This window comes from Belliella aquatica (genome assembly GCF_014637795.1).
Taxonomy (GTDB): domain Bacteria; phylum Bacteroidota; class Bacteroidia; order Cytophagales; family Cyclobacteriaceae; genus Belliella; species Belliella aquatica.
On the sequence record NZ_BMFD01000001.1, the window covers coordinates 367,687 to 390,141 of the forward strand.

At 40.0% G+C, this 22,455-nt stretch carries 14 protein-coding genes; 13 read left to right on the forward strand and 1 reads right to left on the reverse strand.

Annotation, left to right across the window (positions count from 1 at the left end; translation table 11 throughout):
- Positions 1–10: 10 nt before the first annotated feature.
- From IEV57_RS01560 to IEV57_RS01620, 13 genes are all read left to right on the forward strand, one after another.
- A complete protein-coding gene (locus IEV57_RS01560) occupies positions 11–1,498 on the forward strand; it encodes a RagB/SusD family nutrient uptake outer membrane protein (protein WP_188438920.1) in 1,488 nt (495 codons plus the stop codon).
- A 27-nt stretch (positions 1,499–1,525) separates the two neighbouring features.
- A complete protein-coding gene (locus IEV57_RS01565; protein WP_188438922.1) occupies positions 1,526–3,217 on the forward strand; it encodes a fasciclin domain-containing protein in 1,692 nt (563 codons plus the stop codon).
- An 82-nt stretch (positions 3,218–3,299) separates the two neighbouring features.
- Entirely contained in the window at positions 3,300–4,652 is a 1,353-nt protein-coding gene (locus tag IEV57_RS01570) for a fasciclin domain-containing protein (protein ID WP_188438924.1), read from the forward strand.
- A gap of 16 nt (positions 4,653–4,668) precedes the next feature.
- The gene (locus tag IEV57_RS01575) at positions 4,669–7,854 is read left to right on the forward strand and encodes a SusC/RagA family TonB-linked outer membrane protein (RefSeq protein WP_188438926.1); all 3,186 of its coding nucleotides are present in this window, start codon (positions 4,669–4,671) and stop codon (positions 7,852–7,854) included.
- Positions 7,855–7,892: 38 nt separating this feature from the next.
- The gene (locus IEV57_RS01580; protein WP_188438927.1) at positions 7,893–9,707 is read left to right on the forward strand and encodes a RagB/SusD family nutrient uptake outer membrane protein; all 1,815 of its coding nucleotides are present in this window, start codon (positions 7,893–7,895) and stop codon (positions 9,705–9,707) included.
- A gap of 109 nt (positions 9,708–9,816) precedes the next feature.
- Complete coding sequence (locus tag IEV57_RS01585) at positions 9,817–11,694, forward strand: rhamnogalacturonan lyase (RefSeq protein ID WP_188438930.1); 1,878 nt, start codon at positions 9,817–9,819, stop codon at positions 11,692–11,694.
- A 381-nt stretch (positions 11,695–12,075) separates the two neighbouring features.
- Complete coding sequence (locus tag IEV57_RS01590) at positions 12,076–13,356, forward strand: right-handed parallel beta-helix repeat-containing protein (RefSeq protein WP_188438932.1); 1,281 nt, start codon at positions 12,076–12,078, stop codon at positions 13,354–13,356.
- A 244-nt stretch (positions 13,357–13,600) separates the two neighbouring features.
- Positions 13,601–15,487, forward strand: coding sequence for a rhamnogalacturonan lyase (locus tag IEV57_RS01595; protein ID WP_229744203.1), 1,887 nt, complete (start codon positions 13,601–13,603; stop codon positions 15,485–15,487).
- A gap of 480 nt (positions 15,488–15,967) precedes the next feature.
- The gene (locus IEV57_RS01600; protein WP_188438934.1) at positions 15,968–16,693 is read left to right on the forward strand and encodes a DUF6250 domain-containing protein; all 726 of its coding nucleotides are present in this window, start codon (positions 15,968–15,970) and stop codon (positions 16,691–16,693) included.
- 97 nt (positions 16,694–16,790) lie between these two features.
- Complete coding sequence (locus tag IEV57_RS01605) at positions 16,791–19,505, forward strand: exo-rhamnogalacturonan lyase family protein (protein WP_188438937.1); 2,715 nt, start codon at positions 16,791–16,793, stop codon at positions 19,503–19,505.
- A gap of 361 nt (positions 19,506–19,866) precedes the next feature.
- Entirely contained in the window at positions 19,867–20,199 is a 333-nt protein-coding gene (locus IEV57_RS01610; protein WP_188438939.1) for a type II toxin-antitoxin system RelE/ParE family toxin, read from the forward strand.
- 25 nt (positions 20,200–20,224) lie between these two features.
- Positions 20,225–20,536 (forward strand): helix-turn-helix domain-containing protein, encoded by a 312-nt coding sequence (locus IEV57_RS01615; protein WP_373282203.1) that lies wholly within the window; start codon positions 20,225–20,227, stop codon positions 20,534–20,536.
- Between the two features lie 239 nt (positions 20,537–20,775).
- Positions 20,776–21,255, forward strand: a complete 480-nt coding sequence (locus IEV57_RS01620; protein ID WP_194383014.1) for a DinB family protein — start codon at positions 20,776–20,778, stop codon at positions 21,253–21,255.
- 249 nt (positions 21,256–21,504) lie between these two features.
- Here the strand turns inward: IEV57_RS01620 and IEV57_RS01625 are convergent, their stop codons facing one another.
- Entirely contained in the window at positions 21,505–22,290 is a 786-nt protein-coding gene (locus IEV57_RS01625) for a gluconate 5-dehydrogenase (protein ID WP_188438945.1), read from the reverse strand.
- Between the last annotated feature and the right edge of the window lie 165 nt (positions 22,291–22,455).

Sequence of the window (22,455 nt, forward strand, 5' to 3'; positions counted from 1 at the left end):
AGAACTTATCATGTTGAAAAAATATATAAATACTTTCTTGATTGCTTTGCTCCTCATCATGAGTACGAGTTGCGATGGTTGGTTGGATATGAGACCAATCAATGGCGTAGTGAAGCAGGATTATTGGAAAACCAAAGAGCAAGTGCGCGCTTCGATGTTTGGAGCTTATGCATCATTGAATGGTAACTTTAGAGGGCGTCAAAATACAGAGATGATGTTTCTCTGGGGTGAATTGAGAGCTTACATGGTTGGTTTGAACCAAGGAGCGAATTTTAATGACACTCAAATAATATTTGGAAATATTCAGCCAGTAAATAATATCGCAGATTGGGCTTCTTTTTATGGAACGATCAATTTATGTAACCTAGTTGTGGACTATGCTCCATTAGCCTTGGAGACAGATCAGACATTTAGGGAAGCTGATATGAAAAATTATGTTGCAGAAGCAAGAGCGCTTCGAGCATTAATGTACTTCTATCTTGTGAGGACTTTTGGTGAAGTACCTTTAGTGATTGATGCAGTAGATACGGATGAAGACGAATTAGCACCTGCAAAATCTTCTAAAGAAGCTGTTTTGGCCCAAATCTTAGAAGATCTCAGACTAGCAGAAGTAGATATTTATGAAGGGCACGAGACTCCAGCTGCTTCAAAAGGCAGAATGACCAAGTATGCAGTAAATGCGATTCAAGCGGATGTTCATCTTTGGATGGAAAATTACGACTTAGCCTTGCAAGCTGCAGATAAAGTACTAGCAGGCCCTTATGGTCTAGTGCCTCAGGAGAATTGGGCAAGAGCCTTATTTATAGAGGGAAATTCGGTAGAAAGTATATTTGAAATTCAATATCAAACACCTCAGAATAATCCTTTTTTCCAAATGTTTAGCATGGATCAAGGTAGAAGATTTATCGCCTATCCAACTGTACTAGAAGATATTTTTGGATTTGACCCAGATAGAGTGGATGATATCGATTTGAGAAGTATTGATGCGTCCTTGAAGCCTTCTGGAGAGATATTTAAGTATACGAGCCTTGGACCTAACACGAGAAGAGCAGCTACCGAATCATTTGCAAATTGGATAGTTTATAGACTTGCAGATGTCATGTTGATGAAAGCAGAAGCACTTTCACAATTGGATAGAGGTGCAGAAGCCTTGGAAATTGTAGCGCTGATTAGAGAACGAGGTGGGGCAAGTGAGTCTACCTTAGAAAACCCTGCTGATACAGATTCAGAAGGTATTTTGAGATATATACTCAATGAAAGAGCGAGAGAATTAGCCTTTGAAGGAAAAAGATGGTTCGATTTGCTAAGGATAGCCAAAATGAATAATTACAGCAATTTGGATGTGTTGATTTCTGTTGCCATTGAAAATGCCCCAGTGACAAATCTGAACTCAATAATCAATCAATTGCGTGATACGAGAAGTCATTATTTACCAATTTTTAATGAAGAGCTAAATGCGAATCCTAATTTGGTTCAAAATGAATATTATTTAAGATAAGAGACAATAACCTAAAACATTAACGATATGAATACTCCCCATATAACCAAAAAAGCACTAATGCAGAGTGGTGTCTGGACTTTACTCTTGATGTTGGGTTTGTTTGCATGTGAATTTGAGCCGCCTGCAAATGTCAACGTTTCTGATGATGTCAACATTACAAGTTACATCAGAAATAACCCCGAGAAGTTTTCCAGCTTAGAGCAGATATTGGAAGTGTCTAACACCGCCTCCTATCTCAATGCCTATGGAACATACACTTTCTTTGCTCCCACAAATGATGCTGTGGATCGATATCTTGCAGACAATAGTTTGAATCTGAACAGCCTTACGCAGTCTGAAGCTGCAGATATTGTAAGGTTTCATTTGTTGAGCGATACTTTATCTACAGCAAGTTTTACAGATGGAAAATTAAGAATACCAACTCAATTCGGTAAGTACTTGGTCACAGGTGCTGAGTTTCTTGACGGACGCGCAGTTTATAGAGTAAATAGACAAGCAACCATAACAGAAAGTAACATTACATTAGGTAATGGGGTCTTGCACGTAATAGACAATGTGTTGTCACCGCCAGTTTTGACTGCAGCTAAGCAGTTAGAATCAGACCCTAATTATTCAATTTTTACAGAGGCACTGAAAGAAACAGGTTGGTTTGAAACTTTAAACCAAGAGGAAGAGAATGTATGGTACACAGTTTTGGCTGAGTCAAATGCGGTCTTGTCAAATGCAGGGTTTAATAGTTATGCAGATCTTCGTTCTAGATTTTCACATTTGAATGATCCTACAAATCCAATCGATAGTTTGAATTTATACGTGGCATACCATGTCCTAAGTGACATCAAGTTTGTTGCAGATTTATTGACTTCAACAGCCCATGCGACCAAAGCACCTGATGAAGTGGTTACTATTCGTCTCAAAGGTGAAACGGTCTTAGTCAACGAGGATGTGTTTTTTGGTGTGCTCGAAGAGGGTGCTCCAATAGTGAGATCGAGAAGTGATATTGCTGTTACAAACGGTGTTGTACATAGTGTAGATAAGCATTTCGCAATCAAGTTACGTGCTCCTACACCTGTGTATTGGGACGTAGCCGATCAGGCGGAAATTAGACAACTGACATCAGTTTTCAGAATCCCAGGTGCTCCAATCTATACCTTTAGATTAGGTGAATTGTCAAGGATGTCTTGGGCAGGTGGTGCCGTCAATGGCCTTGTATCTTACATGCCTCCTGGTCTGAATGAAATATTTTTCAATCATGGGGATTTTATGAGGATTCAGATCAACAACAATAGATTGGAATGGACAGAAATAAGAACGCCGCTATTGATCAGAGGACGATACAAAATATGGATGGCTTATAGACCTATTCCTTCTAATATAAGCTGTATCACTCGTATAAGTTTTAACGGAGAAGAAATTCCAGGTGCAAGATTATTTGATACCAAAGAAACACCACCGACTCTTCCCGAAGATGAATTAGAAGCAAGAGGTTGGAAAGAATACCTCATTAATGGAACCAATGGGAATAGACATGTTGCAAGACTTATTGGGGTAGTAGATGTAACAAGCACAGGGGAACATATACTTCGTTTTGATAGAGTTTTTGGAAATGGTCGTGCCAATGGTGGAATTTGGTTGGATATGATACACTTTATTCCAGAAGATATGGAGCAGATTTGGCCTAAGTTTGGCCGAGATGGACAAGCTTATTTCCAAGATTGATATTAGATCAAGCTTTAGTTTGGGTCATAAAATAAGATTTCCCGAACTGTTTCAAAAACCTAATTACTCAAAAATGAATGTTATGAACCGAATATTAATATACGCTATCGTCTTGGTCTTTCTTGGGGCATGTACTGACCCTTGGGATGATCAAAATCAATCAAATAGAGATGGCAACAGACAATTGACACAACTTCTGGAAAATGATCCTGAGTTGACAGATTTTGCAGAGCTGATAAGAACATCCGGACTTGGTGCTGAGATCACAGATAATAAATCTTATACAATCTGGGCACCAACAAACACCGCATTGCAGGCGCTTCCAACATCTATTAGAAATAATAATGAAGCTTTAAAACGCTTCTTGGGCAATCACATTGGTTTTCTTGAGAATTTTAGTTCAAATGCATCAGAGCCAGTTAGAGTAAAAATGATCAATGGTAAAGTTAACACGTTTGACGGAGCTTCTTTTCAATCTGCTGGAGCGTCAGTGAATCTAACAACCAAAGATGTCCTGGCTAAAAATGGAGTGCTACATAAAGTCAACGGTTTATTAGAACCTAAAGACAATATTTGGAAAATAATCCAAGAAGAGTCAGCAAGTGCAGTAAACAACTTTATTCTCGATATGAAAAGAACTGACATGATAACCAATGTGAGTTCGAATTACTTCCAAACTGAAATTGTCGATTTGAGTGTTGAAGACTCTTTGTATACTTATATCATGTTGACTGACGAGGCATTTGATCTTTTCAAAGATGAATTGAAAGTCTACTTCAAAGACACCTTACCCGAAAATGAAATTTTGGAAGCATATGCAAAAGGGCTTACAAAAGATCTTGTTTTGAAAGGAGCTCATTACGATCAGTTACCGACTATGATGTTGTCTTTGGATAGTGTTGAGGTCTATTTCGATCAAGCAAATGTTGTCGAACAAATCAACAGCAGCAATGGAGTGGTCTACGTTATGAACAAGTTTGATTTCAAGCTTTCAGACAAAATACCTGAGATTAAGATAGAAGGAGAAAATTTTAATGGGATAAGTGGTAGCAGTAACTTTGTTAGCATCAGGCCAAGAAGTTGGGCTTCAGGAGGGAGAGATGTTCTAGTAAGAGGTCACGGCACTGCAAGTTTTCATTTGATTTACAATGTTCCTCAAGCTCATTCTGTAAAATACCGGGTTTACTGGAGAGCTGTGAATGATAATTATATTCCTAGGAATAACGAGCAAAGAATTGCAATAAATGATATCACTAACTCAACATTCGGTTATCGTTGGGTTGAAAGAAATACCTTCGAAGAGGTATTAATAGGTGAATACGAAGTTGACCTACATGGCAATCTTAATTTGCTTCTAACATCAGCATCTGTTACCAACAATGATTGGAACACAATGGTGTTGGATTATATCAGACTTGAACCAGTTTTTGAATAAGCCTAAATAATAAACCATGACAAGATATACTACATATATAAAATTTGCCTTAGGTCTTTTACTATTTGGGCTATTTACAAGTACTCCATCGATTGCTCAGAATGACCAGGAAGTTGTGGAAGTCAACACGACCACAATTGAACAAGGAATACTCGTAAAAGGGAAAATCGTATTTGACTCTAATGGTCAAGCAATAGAAGGTGTTGGAGTTTCATTTGGAGACTTTACTTCCACGTTTTCAAATTCGGAAGGTGTCTTTGAAATCCTTGTCCCTTCTCTGAAAAGTACAATTCAGCTTCGATGGGATGACAGAGTCATCAGGGAAATTCCAATTCGTGGCAAACAGCAATTAGAAATTGTATTGACAGATGCAGATCTGAACAAATCAGGCTTCTCAGTGCAACTGCCTTACCGAAGGATATTTGAAAATCATAATACGGAGGCCACCTCTACAATTAATTTAAGAGATTCTTGGTCTATGAATGCCGTTTCTCCAGAAACAGCTCTTCAAGGTGGTGCAGCAGGTGTCAATATGATCAGAAGATCTGGAACACTGGCTATGGGTGCTAATACATTCATCAGAGGTTTAGCAAGTTTGAATTCAAACACTCAGCCTTTGGTCGTAGTGGATGGGATGATTTACGATATGAATGAATATGACAATTCAATTATCGATGGTTATTTCTCTAACCCTCTTTCGCTTATAGATATCAAAGATGTTGCTGACGTGACATTTATCAAAGATGGAAGTTCAATATATGGAACGAAAGCCGCAAATGGAGTAATAATAATTACAACTTCAAGAGCAGAGAGTCTTACCACTCAAATAGATTTTCACACGTATGGTGGTGTGAACATGAGCCCAAGAAGATTGCCTGTGATGGATGCAGGAGAGTATAGACCATATTTCTCACAGATGCTTGTCAATAGTGGATTGACTCCAGGAGAAGCACTGCTTCATCCTTACATGAATGAAAGAGCCGATACACTCGGATACTTCAATTCTCAGAACAATACAGACTGGCAAGATTTGGTGATGAATTCTTCTTTTGACCAAAATTATTACATCAAAGTATCTGGAGGAGATAATATCGCTACATACGCACTATCCTTAGGCCATATTGACAGCAAAGGAATCATTGGAAATGATGTGTTTTCGAGATCAAGTGTGAGGTTCAATGGTGATTTTAAAATCACTGAAAAGCTGTCAGCTGGTACCAATATGTCTTTTGCATATGCAATTGCAAACCAATATATGTATGGTCAAGGGACTCAGACAGTCTCTCCTATTCATACCGCCTTAACAAAATCTCCCTTCTTAGCTCCGAATATTTTCTCAGAAGATGGTATTAGATCTCCAAACATTTCGGATGTAGATGAATTTGGGAAAACGAATCCTATGGCGATTTACAATAACATGCAAGGTCAAAATAGAAGATTCAGATTTTTCGGATCATTCAATGCAAAATATGATTTTAATGAAAATCTAAATATCACCTCCTTATATGGATTGACTTTGGATCAGGTTCGTGAGTCTTTCTTCGTTCCCAATCTTGGAGTTGAAGAATTGATCACACCAAATGCCTTGATCACCAATAGAATGGGTGGTCAAGTTCAAAGGTTGACATCAAATTACAGTGATACTAGATTGAATTATGACAAAATATTCAATTACAATCATAACCTCAATGTTGGTCTTGGATTTAGATACCAAGGGAATGATATAGAGGAAGATAGAGGCCTAGCATTCAACTCCGGGACTGATGACTTGATCACCTTGGAATCAGGTGTACTTAATTTAAATAGAGCATCAGGCGCTTCAGGCGAGTGGGCATGGATGAGTTACTATGCCAATGCCAATTACAATTTTATGAGTAAATACTTTGTGAACGCCGTTCTTTCTATAGATGGATCATCAAGAATAGGCAAGGAAGCAAATAGTGGTATTTCTCTATTTGGACACAAATTCGGTGTTTTCCCATCTGTGAGTGGTGCATGGCTTGTATCATCTGAAGATTTTATGAGTGAGTCTTCATTAGACCTACTGAAATTGAGAGCTAGTTTTGGTATTACAGGTAATGATGGAATTGGAAATTATGGTTCTTTCCAATTATATGGAGGGAGTAACTTATTGGGTATGCAAGGATTAGTGCGATCTAACTTAGCAAATCCAGAGATCCAATGGGAAACAAATCAAAAAACTAACCTTGGTATTGACATCGCTACTTTTAACCAAAAGCTTTCTTTCAGCCTAGATTTCTATCAAAATAATATATCAAACATGCTGACTTTTCAGCCTCTAAGTGTCGCAACAGGACTTGATTTTTATATGATTAATGCTGGTGCAATGACCAATAGAGGGATTGATTTTGCAATCAATTCTAGGGTTTATGATAGAGAATTGAAGGTAGATCTCGGACTTACTTTAGGCAGATATATCAATGAAGTGACGGCATTGCCATATGATCAGCGTCTGACTCCGGTTGGGAGAGGTGAGGTTATCACCACGGAAGGAAATGCTGCCGCGATGTTTTATGGACACAAAACAGACGGAGTATTTAGTACTACTTCGGAAGCAAATGCATCAGGCTTACAAACTAGAGCAGCAGATGGGACATTGATTCCTTTTAGAGCGGGAGACGTAAGATTTATAGACCTCAATGGTGATGGGATTATTGACGACAATGACAGACAAATCATCGGAAATCCAAATCCAGATCTATTTGGCATGTTTAGCATGAATGCATCTTACAAGCGATTTACTTTTGATGCAGCCTTTACATTCTCAGTTGGCAACGATATTTACAACTATCAAAGACATCAATTGGAGTCGATGACGAATTTTGACAATCAATTGATATCTGTCAATAACAGATGGAGAAATGAAGGACAAATTACAGATATGCCTAGAATGTCTTTTGGTGATCCTTATGGAAATAGCAGATTCTCTGACAGGTGGATAGAAGATGGGTCTTATTTGAGATTGAAAGCGCTCAACATCACTTACAATATTCCAATCAATGGCAGAATGGTGAAGGATCTAACAATCTATGGTTCAGGACAAAACCTATTCACTTTGACAAATTACTTAGGATATGATCCAGAGTTTAGTGCTACAAGAAGCGTATTTGGTCAAGGTGTGGATTATGGCTTGATGCCAACATTCAGCAGTGTATTGCTAGGACTTAAAATCGGACTGTAATGATCAAGAATTTTAATAAAAAACTAAATAAAGAGCTGATGAAAAATATATTTAAAATTTCACCATCAGGATTTAAAAGCTATAAAAGCTTATTTAAAAGTGTTGCCTTTGCTTTCGCTTTAGGATTGGCGGTAACAAGCTGCGGAGATATGTTAGAGGTAGAGCCAAAGATGGATCTTGATAAAGACCGGTTTTATCAAAATGAATTCGATGCAGATGTAGCTATCATCGGTATCTACGGGCAACTCATGCAGTTGGCAGAGCAATACGTCGTCCTCAACGAACTGAGAGCGGATTTGATTGAGCCAACAATGAACGCTGATGCTGATTTGATAGCGATCAGTACACACAATGTAAGAGCAGAAGACAATAACAAATATGCCAACCCTAAGCAGTTTTACAAGGTTATCCTAAATTGTAATGATGCAATAGAGGGTCTAGGAAGAATGCGAGCCGAAAATAGAATTGGCGCAAGTGAGTACGAACAAAGAGTATCGGATATCACCGCAGTAAGATCTTGGGTTTACCTTCAGCTTGGGATTCATTTTGGAACTGTTCCTTATGTGACGACTACGCTTACATCTATTGATGAAGTAAATGATCAGTCCTTATTTCCAAGACTTCAATTTGATGCTTTGTTGGATCAATTGATCAATACCATGGAGGCCTTGCCTTACCTTGATGTATATCCAAATAACATCGACCTTACAGCGGGTACAGATGGTTATGCAACCACCAAATTCTTCATCAACAAACGTGTGCTCTTAGGAGATTTGAACCTTTGGAAAGGTAACTATCAAAGAGCAGCAGAAAATTATAGAGCAGTTTTGGAAACCTCAACTCCTCTAGGTGGAGGAGCTGGAAGGGTGTATTATGATAACTTCAGAATCTCTTGGGGAAGTAATTCAGAACATGCTGTTCAATATACTAAAGCCAATGATATCAATTCTTTGGTCAACAATAATAATAACGGATGGAGATCGATTTTTGGAAGAAATATTGACGCAGGATTCAATTACGAATGGGTTTGGGCGATACATTTTGATAGTCAGTTTGCTCCAAATTATCCCTTTATAAATCTTTTTGCCAATGAAGGAGCGGGAGAATACAAACTTCGTCCTTCTACAGCAATCATAGATGCTTGGGAAAGTCAAACACAATTCAACAATTTCGAATTTGATGCTCGAGGTAGACTTTCTACTAAAAACTATGAAAGTGTAAATCCAGAAGTTGGAAAATATACTTTTAATTACAACGGCCTGACAGCACCACTTACACAGAATGGTAAATGGTTCTTGGAAAGAGCAGCTTCCTTGCATCTTAAATTTGCTGAAGCAACTAATCGAGGTAGCCTTCCTGGTTTGAGCAGATTAGCAAGATCATTTGTCAACAATGGTATACATGTAGAATATACGCCTCCAGGGTTCAACAAAAACTTGATGGATGCAACAGAAGTGATGAACACGCTCTTTTATCCTGCTCCTTACGATTTCGATGCAAGAGAAGGTCAGTTTCCCTTCCTTCGTGGTCCTTGGTATAGACATTTAGGCGTGAGAACTAGGGCTAATTTGCCTTCTGTTGTGATGCCTGATGATTTAGAAGGTCAAGCAGAGGTAGTTTGGACAGAAGATTTGATTATTGATGAATCAGCTTTGGAATTAGCTTTTGAAGGACACAGATGGCAGACTCTTTTGCGAGTTGCTATGAGAAGAGACCCTTCAGTACTTGCTGATAAAGTATTCGAAAAACTGTCTAAATCAAATAATGCAGTGGACAGAAACAGAGCCTCAGCTGTGAGAACAAAATTGCTCAGTGGAGATTGGTTTTTACCGTATAACTGGGACGCGAATTAATTTATTTGGGTTATATGCGAGGGAGATGGCCTATTTTATGCCATTTCCCTTTTTTATTTCCACATATCCAAATATTAGGTCCACATGGATCAAATTAAATAAAGCTTAAATGAAACGATTCATATCACTCCATATTATCTACTTTACACTCCTATGTTTCCCTATTTTGTCCTTTGCGCAGCAGAGACAAATGGAGTATCTGGATAGAGGTTTGGTAGCCATTCAATCTGAAGATGGAATTTTTGTGAGTTGGAGACAGCTTGGAACAGAACCGGAAGATTTAGCTTTCAACCTTTACAGAATTGAAAATGACGGCGATCCAGTCAAAGTCAATAGCAATCCAATTTCGGATAGCAACAATTTTTTAGACACCTCGGCTGACCCCATTCAAGACAACAGTTATTATGTCACCACACTACATGATGGGAAGGAATCCAAACAAGATGAAGCTTACAGTGCTTGGGATAAGCCATATCTTTCAATTCCGCTAAGAACCCCTGAAGGATATCATGCCAACGATGCTTCCGTAGGAGACCTTACAGGTGATGGCAAATATGAAATTGTAGTCCATATGGTTGGAAATGGAAAAGATAATTCCCAAAAAGGGATTACAACAGACCCAATTTTACAGGCATACACTTTGGCAGGTGATTTTCTTTGGGAGATCAATCTTGGCAAAAATATAAGAGAAGGAGCCCATTATACGCAGTTTATGGTCTATGATTTGGATGGAGACGGTCGAGCGGAGATAGCCTGCAAGACTGCTGATGGCACCACGGATGGTCAAGGAAAAGTCATTGGTGATGTCAATGCAGATCATCGAAATGCAGACGGCTATATTCTTAAAGGCCCTGAGTTTTTCACCATTTTTGATGGGTTGACAGGTGCTGCTTTGGCGACTACAGATTACATTCCAAGCAGACATCCAAGTATCGAAAATCCCAATTCAGATGAAATGAAAGACATTTGGGGAGATGGATATGGAAATAGAATAGATCGTTTTTTGGCAGGAATTGCCTATTTGGATGGAGAAAAACCAAGTTTAATCTTAAGTAGAGGATATTATACCAGAACTGTGATTTCTGCATGGAACTGGAGAGAAGGTAGCTTGAATGAAGTTTGGACTTTTGATAGTCATGATGGTGATGAAAAAAATAAAAAATATGCGGGTCAAGGTTATCACAGCTTGTCTGTTGGTGATATTGATGGTGATGGAAAAGATGAAATAGTTTTTGGTTCCATGGTCATTGATCATGACGGAAGAGGACTTTACAGTTCCCAATTAGGTCATGGTGATGCGATGCATTTGTCTGATATAGATCCTGATCGTCCTGGTATGGAGATTTTTGGAATTCATGAACGTGCTAGACACCCACATGGGGCAAATCTCAGAGATGCTTTGACAGGTGAAGTGATTTGGTCCTACCAATCTGCTGATGTCGGCAGAGGAATAGCCATTGATGTTGACCCAAGATATCGAGGATTTGAAAGCTGGGCATCAGGCGATGGTCTGAGTGGCGTTTGGAATGTTAAAGGAGAAAAGATTTCAGACAAAAAGCCATCCTCAGCAAACATGGCGATTTGGTGGGATGGTGATCTGCTTAGAGAATTGCTTGATGGGGTAAATATTGATAAATGGGACTGGGAAAACAGCAAATCCAATAGAATTTTATCCGGAGCGGATTACCAAGTAGTTCGAAACAATGGTACAAAATCCAACCCAAATCTATCGGCTGATATCTTTGGTGATTGGCGAGAAGAATTGATTACGAGAACTGAAGATGGAAAGGAATTGAGGATATTTTCAACGACCATTCCTACTGAATATAGAATTTACACTTTGATGCACAATCCGCATTACAGACTCAGCGTCGCTTGGCAAAATGTAGCCTACAACCAACCACCACACACAGACTATTACTTTGGCTATGACATGGATATGCCAAAGTTACCAGCTATCCGCACGATCAAGTATCAAGGGAAGTGATGTGAGACTTGAGACGTGAGATACAAGATTGAAGAAAAAAGAAAAAAGAAACAAGAGAAAAGAAGTAAGACACAAGATTTTATTCAGGAAATACAAGCCTGAAGGGCTTCAACATTTCAGTAGCCCCGTATGAAATGCGGGGAATATAGAGGATGGTTATGGACAGCAACCCCGAGGCGGGTTGAACTCTTCTAATTGAAAGAAAAATCGTCAATTAACCTCAAAAAAAGAAAATCCTTTATGTGGTTAAATCTAAACCAAAACCTATCTCCTGAAGTGGTATAGCAATCTCAATAAATCTCCAGCCTATTGAAGGTCACTAAATCAATAACCTAAAATCAATCTTTAAACTGTTTTAACTAAAAAATTATGATTAAACTAATGAAAAATTACACCTTGAGCATGTTCTTGCTCGGATTCATCATGCTTGGAGCATGCTCCAGTCCAGAAGAGCCTGTAGTAGAAGATGACGACGATGAAGTTGTAGTAGTTCCAGAAGAGCCAAAAGAAACAACTCCGCCCCCACCAGCACCAGACCCTTTTGCGAGAGAAGGGAATGTTTATAAAAAAGACAATCAATGGATCGTAAAAGTCAATGAAGATACGGTGTACACCGGGACGGATATGATCAGAGCCATACAAGAAGCAGCAGGCGGATTATTTGCCGTGAGAAATTTCAAGCAGACTGTATTCATCCATGCATCTGGAGAAACTGGAGCAAATAGTGGAAGTCTCAAAGCAGTTGATATTCCTAGTTACACAATTTTAGATTTTCAGGGTCATACCATGCATGTCAATGATACCGGGGATGATCTTATTGTTCCCATAAGAGGACTTTCTTCTCAAAATATCGAAATCAAGAACCTTAAAATTACAGGTAATCCAAGATATGGGATTTGGTTGCAAAGTTGTAGAAATATCCGATTAACCAATATAAATGTTAATATCCCTGAAGCTGTCAGCATTGGATTGGGAATCAGAATAGATCAAGCCCGTGGCAGCAGATCACAGAATGTTTATATGGATAGTATCTACGTAGAAAACACCAAACACCACGCAGTGGAAACTTACGGCGTGGATAATATTACTATTGGTACGATTACGACCAAAAACACAGGAGGTGCTGGACTTCTTTTGAATGATACTAAAGATGGTACTGTGAAGCTAGTCGATGCTTACCGTGCCAATAACGGTGGAGGATATGCAGGTTTCCGTACCGCAAATGATTGTGGTCCAAATATAGTTGTTGAGAAAGTTATCGCTAGAGAATGTGGAAGAGGTGTTTTTACTGTCTCAGGTAGTAGAGGGATTACCATCAAAGAAGTAGATATCTCTGGCAGCACAAGTCATGGAATGCTGATCGAGGACACGCAAGATTTTGTCGTCGAAGGAGGAACTGTCGTAAATTCAGGTGCACAAGGTGTTCGTATTACCTCAAGGGCATCCGAGCAACATCACGCAACCTCGAATGTGACAGTAAAGAACCTCAGAGTTTATGATGATCGGAATCCAAAACAGCAAAGTCATGGAATTTGGGAAACTTTGCCAAGGACGAATAAGAATTTTATCTTGAACAATGATGTGCGTAATGGTGGATACACAGCCAATCTTATTTCCAATGGAGAAGGAACGGTAGTTGAAGGAAACATTGTGGATAATTAATTGTAATAAGCTTCTTGTCCTATAATACCTATAACTCAAGAAGCAATACCCAATAGATGGACATAAAATAATTTACCTGAGGGCTTGTCACAACACGCCCTCAGGTTTTTCAGCATAGATCCATCCAAAAATAAATATTCATTTTTTTATAAATAAAGACCCCAATCTTCCCCATCCATGACACCACAGGAGACTTTTTGCGGAGGAATAAAGTAATTTTCAAATACCCAAAAATACTTTCGTTGTGAATATCTTAAAAGCGCCATTGATCTGTTTTGTTATTTTCTTGATAGGAAATTCGCTTTTCGCTCAAAGACTGATAGAAGACCTAAATCGAGCAATGGTAGTCATTCCTCTCAATGGAAACCAAAGTTATATTGGCTGGAGGCTTTTGAGAAATGATCCTGAAAATGTCACTTTTGATCTTTTTCGCCAGGAAAATGAGCAAAGAATTAAACTCAATCAGGAGCCAATTTCCGCAACCACAGACTTTGTAGATCACACTTTTCAAATAGATAGAGACACAAAATATGAATTGGTAACCTTGCTCAATGGGATACAGCTTGGACAATCTGAATTTGCAAAAATACCTGCTAACACTACCACTGAACAGTATTTATCTATTCCACTTCAAATTCCTGAAGGAGGTGAAATAGGTGGAGTCAAGTATGACTACTCAGCTAATGATGTCAGTGTGGGAGACTTGGACGGAGATGGTGAATATGAAATCATCCTCAAATGGCAGCCTTCAAATGCCAAAAACCCACCACAACTCGGACTTACGGGAAATCAGATTTTAGATGCCTATAAGATGGATGGTACATTTCTGTGGAGAATTGATTTAGGAATCAATATTCGATCAGGAGCCGCATACACTCAATTTTTAGTGTATGATTTTGATGGTGATGGAAAAGCAGAAATGATCTGCAAAACCGCCGATGGAAGTATTGATGGACTGGGAAATATTATAGGAGAAGCCAATAAAGATTGGCGAAACCATGATTCTCAAGACAGAAAGTTTTTTGGAAAAATAGCCGAAGGTCCAGAGTATCTGACTGTATTCGAAGGTGCAACTGGCAAGGCTTTACAGTCAGAAATTTATGTCCCCAACAGATATCCTATTGATGGTTGGGGAGGAATAGGTGGCAATGGTGGAAATGATGACAGCGCAAGCCGTTCCGACCGATTCAGTGCGTGTGTTGCTTATTTGGACGGAATGCTTCCTAGTGCTGTGATGATTCGGGGTTGGTATGGAAGGACTGTTGCCGCAGCATGGGATTACAGAGATGGTAAATTAACCCAAAAATGGGTTTTTGATTCATCTTTGCCCGAATGGGAAGGGTATTCTGGTATGGCTAACCACTCTGTAACTGTAGGTGATTTTGACGGAGATGGAAATGATGAAATTTGTGTTGGGGCAATGACTATCAATCATGATGGAAAGGGACTTTTCACCACTGGCCTGAGACATGGTGATGCACTTCATGCTGGAGATTTGGATCCAAATAGGCCTGGGATGGAAGTTTTTGGTATCCATGAAAACGAAGGCCGAACAATTCCATTGGGAACTCCTGCTTCTGCACTATTTGATGCAAAGACAGGGGAAATCATCTGGTCAAACAATCCCGGTTCTGATGCTGGGAGAGGCATGACTGCTGATATTGACCCTCGTTATCCCGGAGTGGAACTTTGGGGAGCGCCAGGCGGAACGAGGAGAGTAGATACTGGTGAAGTAATTTATCCAGAAACACCCAATTCCACTAATTTTGGAATCTGGTGGGATGGGGATTTATTGCGAGAACTCTTAGATAAAACCACCATTTCCAAATGGAATTGGGAGGAAAAAAAGACTGTTCCCATATTTTCACCCGAAGGTGTAGACTCCAACAACGGAACAAAATCAACACCTTGCCTTACCGCAGATTTATTAGGAGATTGGAGGGAGGAAGTAATATGGAGGACTGCTGACAATTCCGAACTTCGGATTTATACCACTACCATTCCAGCCCAAAACAGAATCGTTACCTTAATGCATGATCCTATGTATCGCTTGGCAATTGCTTGGCAAAATGTAGCTTACAATCAACCCCCGCATCCGAGCTTTTTTATCGGAGAAGGGATGGAGAGGTGAGAGATTAGAAATAAGAGTCAAGAAACTAGAATCAAGTAGCAAAGATTTAAGGTGCAAAATACAAGAGTTAAGATGCCTTTGAAATGCCCTGAAAGGGCAATTGAAACTAACATTGGGTTTCAACCCAATGTCAAAGTAAATATCTGAGAACTTTTGCCCTGACGGGGCAATTGAATAGCTTAGTATAAAAAGGTAAAATCAATAGAAAAAAGCGTCAATGTAAAATTAGGACTTGACTGTACCAAGAAAAAATAGCGAGTCATATTGACTATATGGGAGATATCTCACTTTGTTCGATATGACTAGTACTTTAAATTTAAGTGATAAGTGTAAACAAAGTTCCTATTAAAATAAGGAAATGACCGAGATTCGAGATGTGAAAGACTAGAAACAAGAGGCAAGTATTAAAACTGAAGTACAACAGCCTCGAGTTGGTTGAATATTTACGATTTTCTTTAAAATCATCTAAGCAAACTAAAAATGAAAGAATCAAAATTTTCTCTTTTCATAATCCTTCTTCTTTTATTTTCCTGCCAAAATTCTAAAAAAGAAGGTAACGAAAAAGAAGTAATCTCAAATCAAGAAGCAGAAATCATATTCGAAAGCAATTTCTCTCAACCCTTAGACCTCAAGACTTGGAAAGTAGAAATGGATTCTAATCCCCAATCGGAGGTATTTACAGAAGATGGAAAGCTGATCATGGACACAGAAGGAGGCGTGACTGTTTGGTTGGATTTGGAATTAGAGGGGAATTATGAAATCAGCTATAAAAGAAAAGTTGTGTTGGATTCTGGAAGAAATGATCGACTCTCGGATCTAAATCAGTTTTGGGCAGCAAGTGATCCCACTCAGATTGGGATGTTCAACAGATCTGGAAAATTCGAATCCTACGATGACATGCATTTGTACTATGTGGGTTTTGGTGGAAATTACAATTCTACTACCAGATTCCGGAAATATTACCTAGGAGAAAAACCTGTTCTCGGGGAGTTTTTGGAAGCTCCTTACCTACTCGAAGCCAATCGTGATTACCTAATCAAAACCATCTGCAAGGATGGAAAAGTTAGCTTTTGGGTAGATGAGATCTTGTTTTTCGAATATGAAGACCCAGAGCCATTGGAAAAGGGATACTTTGGATTCCGATCTACCTGGTCAAGACATGAAATAAGTGATTTGGTTGTTCGTAAACTTCAACCTACCATTTAAAACCTGACAGGTTTGATGACCAGAAATGGATTAAAAACAAATGCGGATCTGTAAAAAACTTGTCAGGTTTCCGTCCTCAAAATTAACATCAGACACTATGAAAAATAAACCAAAAATATCCAGAAGATCCTTTGTAAAAGCATCTACAGCCCTTACTGGCGGAGCGTATTTGCTTTCCCCGATGATGGCAAATGCCCATTTTTTCCAAAGAAGTAAAGACAGCGTGCAACTCGCTTGGTTGGGAAATACTGCACCAAAGCACAATCAAGGTTTCACTTGGGGGACTTGCTGGCCTAAGGGAAAAGTCAAGCGAGAATCTGGCTTTGACTTGGTTTCTTCTGAGAGGGAAGATATTCCTGTGCAAAGTTGGCCATTGGCATATTGGCCGGATGGTTCGCTCAAGTGGACAGGGCATGCAGTTCCTGCGATAGAACTTAGCTATACAGCTTTCCAACTATCACCTACCAGCAAAGCAAAATTGCTGCAAGGGATGAAAGTCGAAGAATCAGATACGACAATCAAGATCGATACAGGTGACTTGCTGTACACCATCCCCAAATCTGGCAATCAAATCATCACCAGCATCCAAAAAGGTGAAAAAACCTTAGCCCAAAATGGGAGATTGGTGGTTTTGCACCAAAATGTCTCAGATGAAGATGCTGCCGATCAGATTAAGAAAACTAATTTTCAGGGAAATATATCCAAGATTTCCCTTGAGCAAAAAGGCGCACTTAGAAGCGTGGTGAAGATAGAAGGTTCGCACCGATCTGAAGCGGGAAGAGATTTTATCACCTACGTGGTCAGATTGTACTTTTACCATCAAGCCGCTTCCTTCAAAATGGTGCATACCATTATTTTTGACGGAGAGGAAGAGACCGATTTTATCAAAGGCATTGGGGTGAAGTTCGATGTACCCATGCAGGATGAATTGCATGATAGGCATATTCGGTTTGCGGGTCAGAATGATGGGATTTTTAGCGAAGCGGTAAGAGGACTTACAGGTCTGAGGAGAGATCCAGGAAAAGTCATCATTGCGGCGCAGCTTGCAGGAGAAAAGACGCCTCCAATCAGCGAATTCCCAGCAAATGTCTCCAAAAACATCAACTATATTCCAGCTTTTGGGGATTACACACTTTTCCAAGGGGATGCAGATTCATTTTCCATCAGAAAAAGAACCGCCGAAGGACACTCTTGGCTGAATTCCGCCCATGGTCAGCGTGCCAGAGGATTGGCAGCAGTAGGTGGGCCAAGCGGGAGTTTTGCCTTTGGAGTAAGGAATTTTTGGGAAAGTTTTCCCGGACAGTTGGACATCAAAAATGCCCATACCGATACAGCCGAAGTGACGGCTTGGCTTTGGGCGCCAAACTCCCCTGCCATGGATTTGCGCTTCTACCATGATGGCATGGGACAAGACACCTATCCCAAGCAGTTGGATGCTCTGGATATCACTTATGAAGATTACGAACCAGGATTTGGCACAGCCAAAGGAGTGGCAAGAACCTCAGAGTTGAATTTCTGGGCACTGGATTCCACGCCTAGTCACAGCCAGTTCAACGACATGTGTACTTACCTCGAAGAGCCACCACTGCTGACAGCAGACTCCGAATACATGCTTCAGGTTGGTGTTTTTGGAGGATTGTGGTACACAGACAAGCTCCAAAGCGATCGCGCCAAAGAATTCAACGAGCAACTTGACTGGTATTTCCACTTTTACCAAAAGCAAGTCGAGGAGCACAAATGGTATGGATTCTGGGATTTTGGGGACTTTATGCATACTTACGATACCGATAGACATATGTGGAGGTATGACGTAGGTGGCTTTGCATGGGACAATTCAGAACTGTCCACGGACCTTTGGCTTTGGTATTATTATCTGAAAACGGGAAAGAAAGAAGCCTTCCGTATAGCAGAAGCCATGACCCGACATACGGGAGAAGTTGATGTTCACCATTCTGGGCCTTTTGCTCCGCTCGGAAGTAGGCACAATGTGATGCATTGGGGATGTAGCGCCAAGCAGCTCCGAATCAGTACCGCTGCCAACAGAAGATTTTTCTACTACCTCACAGCAGACGAGCGCACAGGCGACTTGATGCGAGAGCAGGTCAATGCCGCTGAAGCACTGCTCAAAGTCGTACCGATCCGAAAAGTAGCACCCAAGGAAACTTGGGGAACGGACGATCAAAACAGAGTTTATCTTGGGTTCGGTACAGACTGGGGTTCTGTAGCCGCCGCTTGGCTTACCGAATGGGAAAGAACAGAGGACAAAGAAATTCGCGAAAAACTCCTCAACAGCATGCGCTCCATCGGCAACCAACCCAAAGGTTTCTACTCCATGGGAAGTCGCATGAACCTACAAACAGGAGAATTCGAGAAAGTCAAAACCAAAAGAGCCTCCGCTTCCCATCTTTCAGCGGTGTTTGGGCTGACCGAGATCGCCATCGAACTCTATGAATTGGTGGACATGAAGTCCTTCAACAAAGCTTGGCTTCAATACTGCGAAATGTACAATGCCAGCCCTGAAGAACAAGAAAAAGTCCTCGGGAATAGTCTTGGAAAACTCAATTTACAACAAGGTCATGCGCGCTTGACAGCCTTCGTAGCAAAAGAAAAATCAGATCCTCGCTTGGCAAAACGAGCATGGGAAGAATTCTACGCAGGAGAAGGCGGCATCCGCAGACATGGAGTCGCCAAAGAAATCTCCGGCCCCGAAGTCCTCACCCCCCGCACCGAAGCCCTAGGCGTTTCCACAAACGCGACTGCCCAATGGGGCTTGGCCGCGATGCATTGTCTCGCTATTTTGGGGGAAAAGTGAGGGGTGAGATGTGAGATTTGAGACATAAGATTCAAGATGAAAGACTTGAAAGGGCTTATGATCCAAGAATCGGGTCATGACCCGATGTCTAAAAAGATTTCAGTTGAACGTTTGCCCTGAAAAGCCTGTCCCGCATCCTTATCGGGAGGCAATTGAATGGCTATCGGAAATAAAGAGAAATTAATAAAAAAAGTGTCAAGTATTTTCAGGACGAGACAGTCTCACGCACGGTTCTGTGGGAAGGTGGGGGTGCAATTCCCTCGCCTGACCCGATTGCCAGTAATGTGAACAAACCACAAAATGTTTCCATATAATTCAACTTTTTATTATCTTTGTTCTGTATTATGATTTAAAAAACTGAATGGATAAATATTTTGACGTCATTTTTCTTGAACAAGCTCTCGAGTTTTTAGAAAAGTTGGATTTGAAAACAAGACAAAAAATATACTACAACGTTGACAAGGCCAAACTTGGACTTGACCCGAAACTGTTCAAAAAACTGACTGATGAAATTTGGGAGTTCAGGACAAAATATAGCGGACTGCAATATCGACTTTTCGCATTTTGGGACAAAACTGACAAATCTGAAACACTTGTCATTTCAACACATGGAATTGTGAAAAAAGTTGATAAAGTTCCGAAAGCAGATATCGAAAAAGCGGAAAGGATTAGAAAAGAATACTTTGAACAATAAAACTATGGAAACAAAGAATAAAAAAATGAAAATGATGACCCTTGGCCAGCTCAAAGACAGGGATATAGGGGAAATAGGAACTCCAGAAAGGGACAAATATGAATTTGACCTGCGAATGGAATTACTTGGAGAAATGATAAAATCCGTGCGGAAAGAAAGGAATTTGACCCAAGAACAACTTGGAGAACTTATAGGTGTCCAAAAATCCCAGATTTCGAAATTAGAACGGAGTACAAAAAATGTTACCATCGAAACGATCTTGAAAGTCTTTAAAGCATTAAAAGCTAACGTTAAGTTTAGTGTAGAAATGAACGAATTGGAATTTAATGTAGCGTGAAAATAAGGACAATACTGGCAACAGCACCTAAGATAGCATGGGGCGGTAAGTGGAATCCGAAGGGTTTGTTCCTCGAAGTAACATTATCTAAGGCCGATAGCTAATCGCTTCGAAATGTCCCACGTTTCCAAGCTGAATCATGTTGACCTTTAAAATTTTAGAAACCTTTCTCCTCTTCTCTTGCAGCAGAATCACACAACAAACAATCCCGGAAAGTATTAAAACCTGAATTTCAAACATTGATAGATTCAGCAAATCCAGATCAAAAAAATATGATTCCATTCTTCACCGATATCTTTACTTACCATCATTACATCAATCAGAACTTGTGCAAACAGCTGATCGAGCATCAAGAAACACTTTCTGAGCGAACTATTCCACTTTTTTCCCATATCATCAATGCGCAGCAAATTTGGATCACCCGAATTATCAAGGGAGCACAGAGCTTGGCAGTCTTCCAAGTGCACACGCTTGAGGAATGCCAAAGATTGGATGATGAAAACTACCATCAGACTTTACAGATTCTGAATGAATTGAAACTGGATAATGAGATCCTTTACCGAAATTCCCAGGGCGAGGAATACAGAAATTCTATTCAAGAAATCTTATTTCATATTGCAAATCATCATACTCACCATAGAGGACAGATAATCTCAGACCTCCGTCAATCAAATATAGACCCTATCAAGACAGACTATATTTTTTACAAAAGACTTTAGACCTATTTACCCCAATAGATTAAGAAGGAACATTGTCTTTCATTTTCATTTATGATTCGCTTTTTTCTATTGCGTCGTGAAAGTTTTTGGGTGAAATAATAGTGTTATTTTTTGTATCCACCTGTCAAACCCGTTTTTAGACTATTTTAAGGCTTTTAAAACTTTATATCCTTTTACCTAAAGAAAACCACCGATAAACACAGAATTGACTGAGAACAAACCGTGTTTATCAGTGGTATAAGACATTCACTACTCGTTTGCAGGTTTGCCGATTGTGGCGAGGATGCCGCCATCAACATAAATCACCTGACCATTTACGAAGTCACTTGCTTTGCTTGCTAGAAAAACCGTAGTTCCTTGAAGGTCTTCAGGATCGCCCCATCGTCCTGCGGGAGTTCTGTTGATGATAAATTCATTGAATGGATGACCTCCCACGCGGATCGGTGCTGTTTGAGAAGTTGCAAAATAGCCTGGTCCGATGCCGTTGACATTGATATTGTATTTTGCCCATTCAGTGGCAAGATTTCTGGTGAGCATTTTTAGACCACCTTTTGCAGCAGCATAAGCAGACACAGAATCCCGGCCGAGTTCACTCATCATGGAGCAGATGTTGATGATTTTGCCACCACCGATTTCTTTCATCGTTTTGGCCACGCGCTGAGACATGATAAAGGGAGATACCAAATCAATGTCTATGACTTTTCTGAAATCCTGAGGATCCATTTCCAAAGCAGGAACCCGCATGATGATTCCGGCATTGTTGACAAGAATATGAATAGGACCGAATTTATTTTCTATAGCTGTGATATTTTCATCCACCGCTTTTTGGTCTGTCACATCAAAAAGATAACCGTGAGCGGTGATGCCATTAGCTGCATAATCTTGGACTGCCTGATCGATTTTTTGCTGATCAATATCGTTGAAAATCAGGTTGGCACCACTTTTTGCTAAGGAAGTAGCCATCGCCATTCCTAACCCGTGGGTTGCGCCTGTTACGAGGGCATTTTTGCCACTGAGATCAAATAATTCTTTCATTGATTTTTTGGTTTAGAGGTTTGAAATTGTAAAAAGTGAAGTTAGCTGATGAATATCTCGTATCTATCCTGATTTGTCCTGTAGTAAGGGCCGACTTGTATTGCCAACTGAATGAATCAATACCACCATACTACAGGATGGGAACAGTGGTTATTTTCTTTTTAT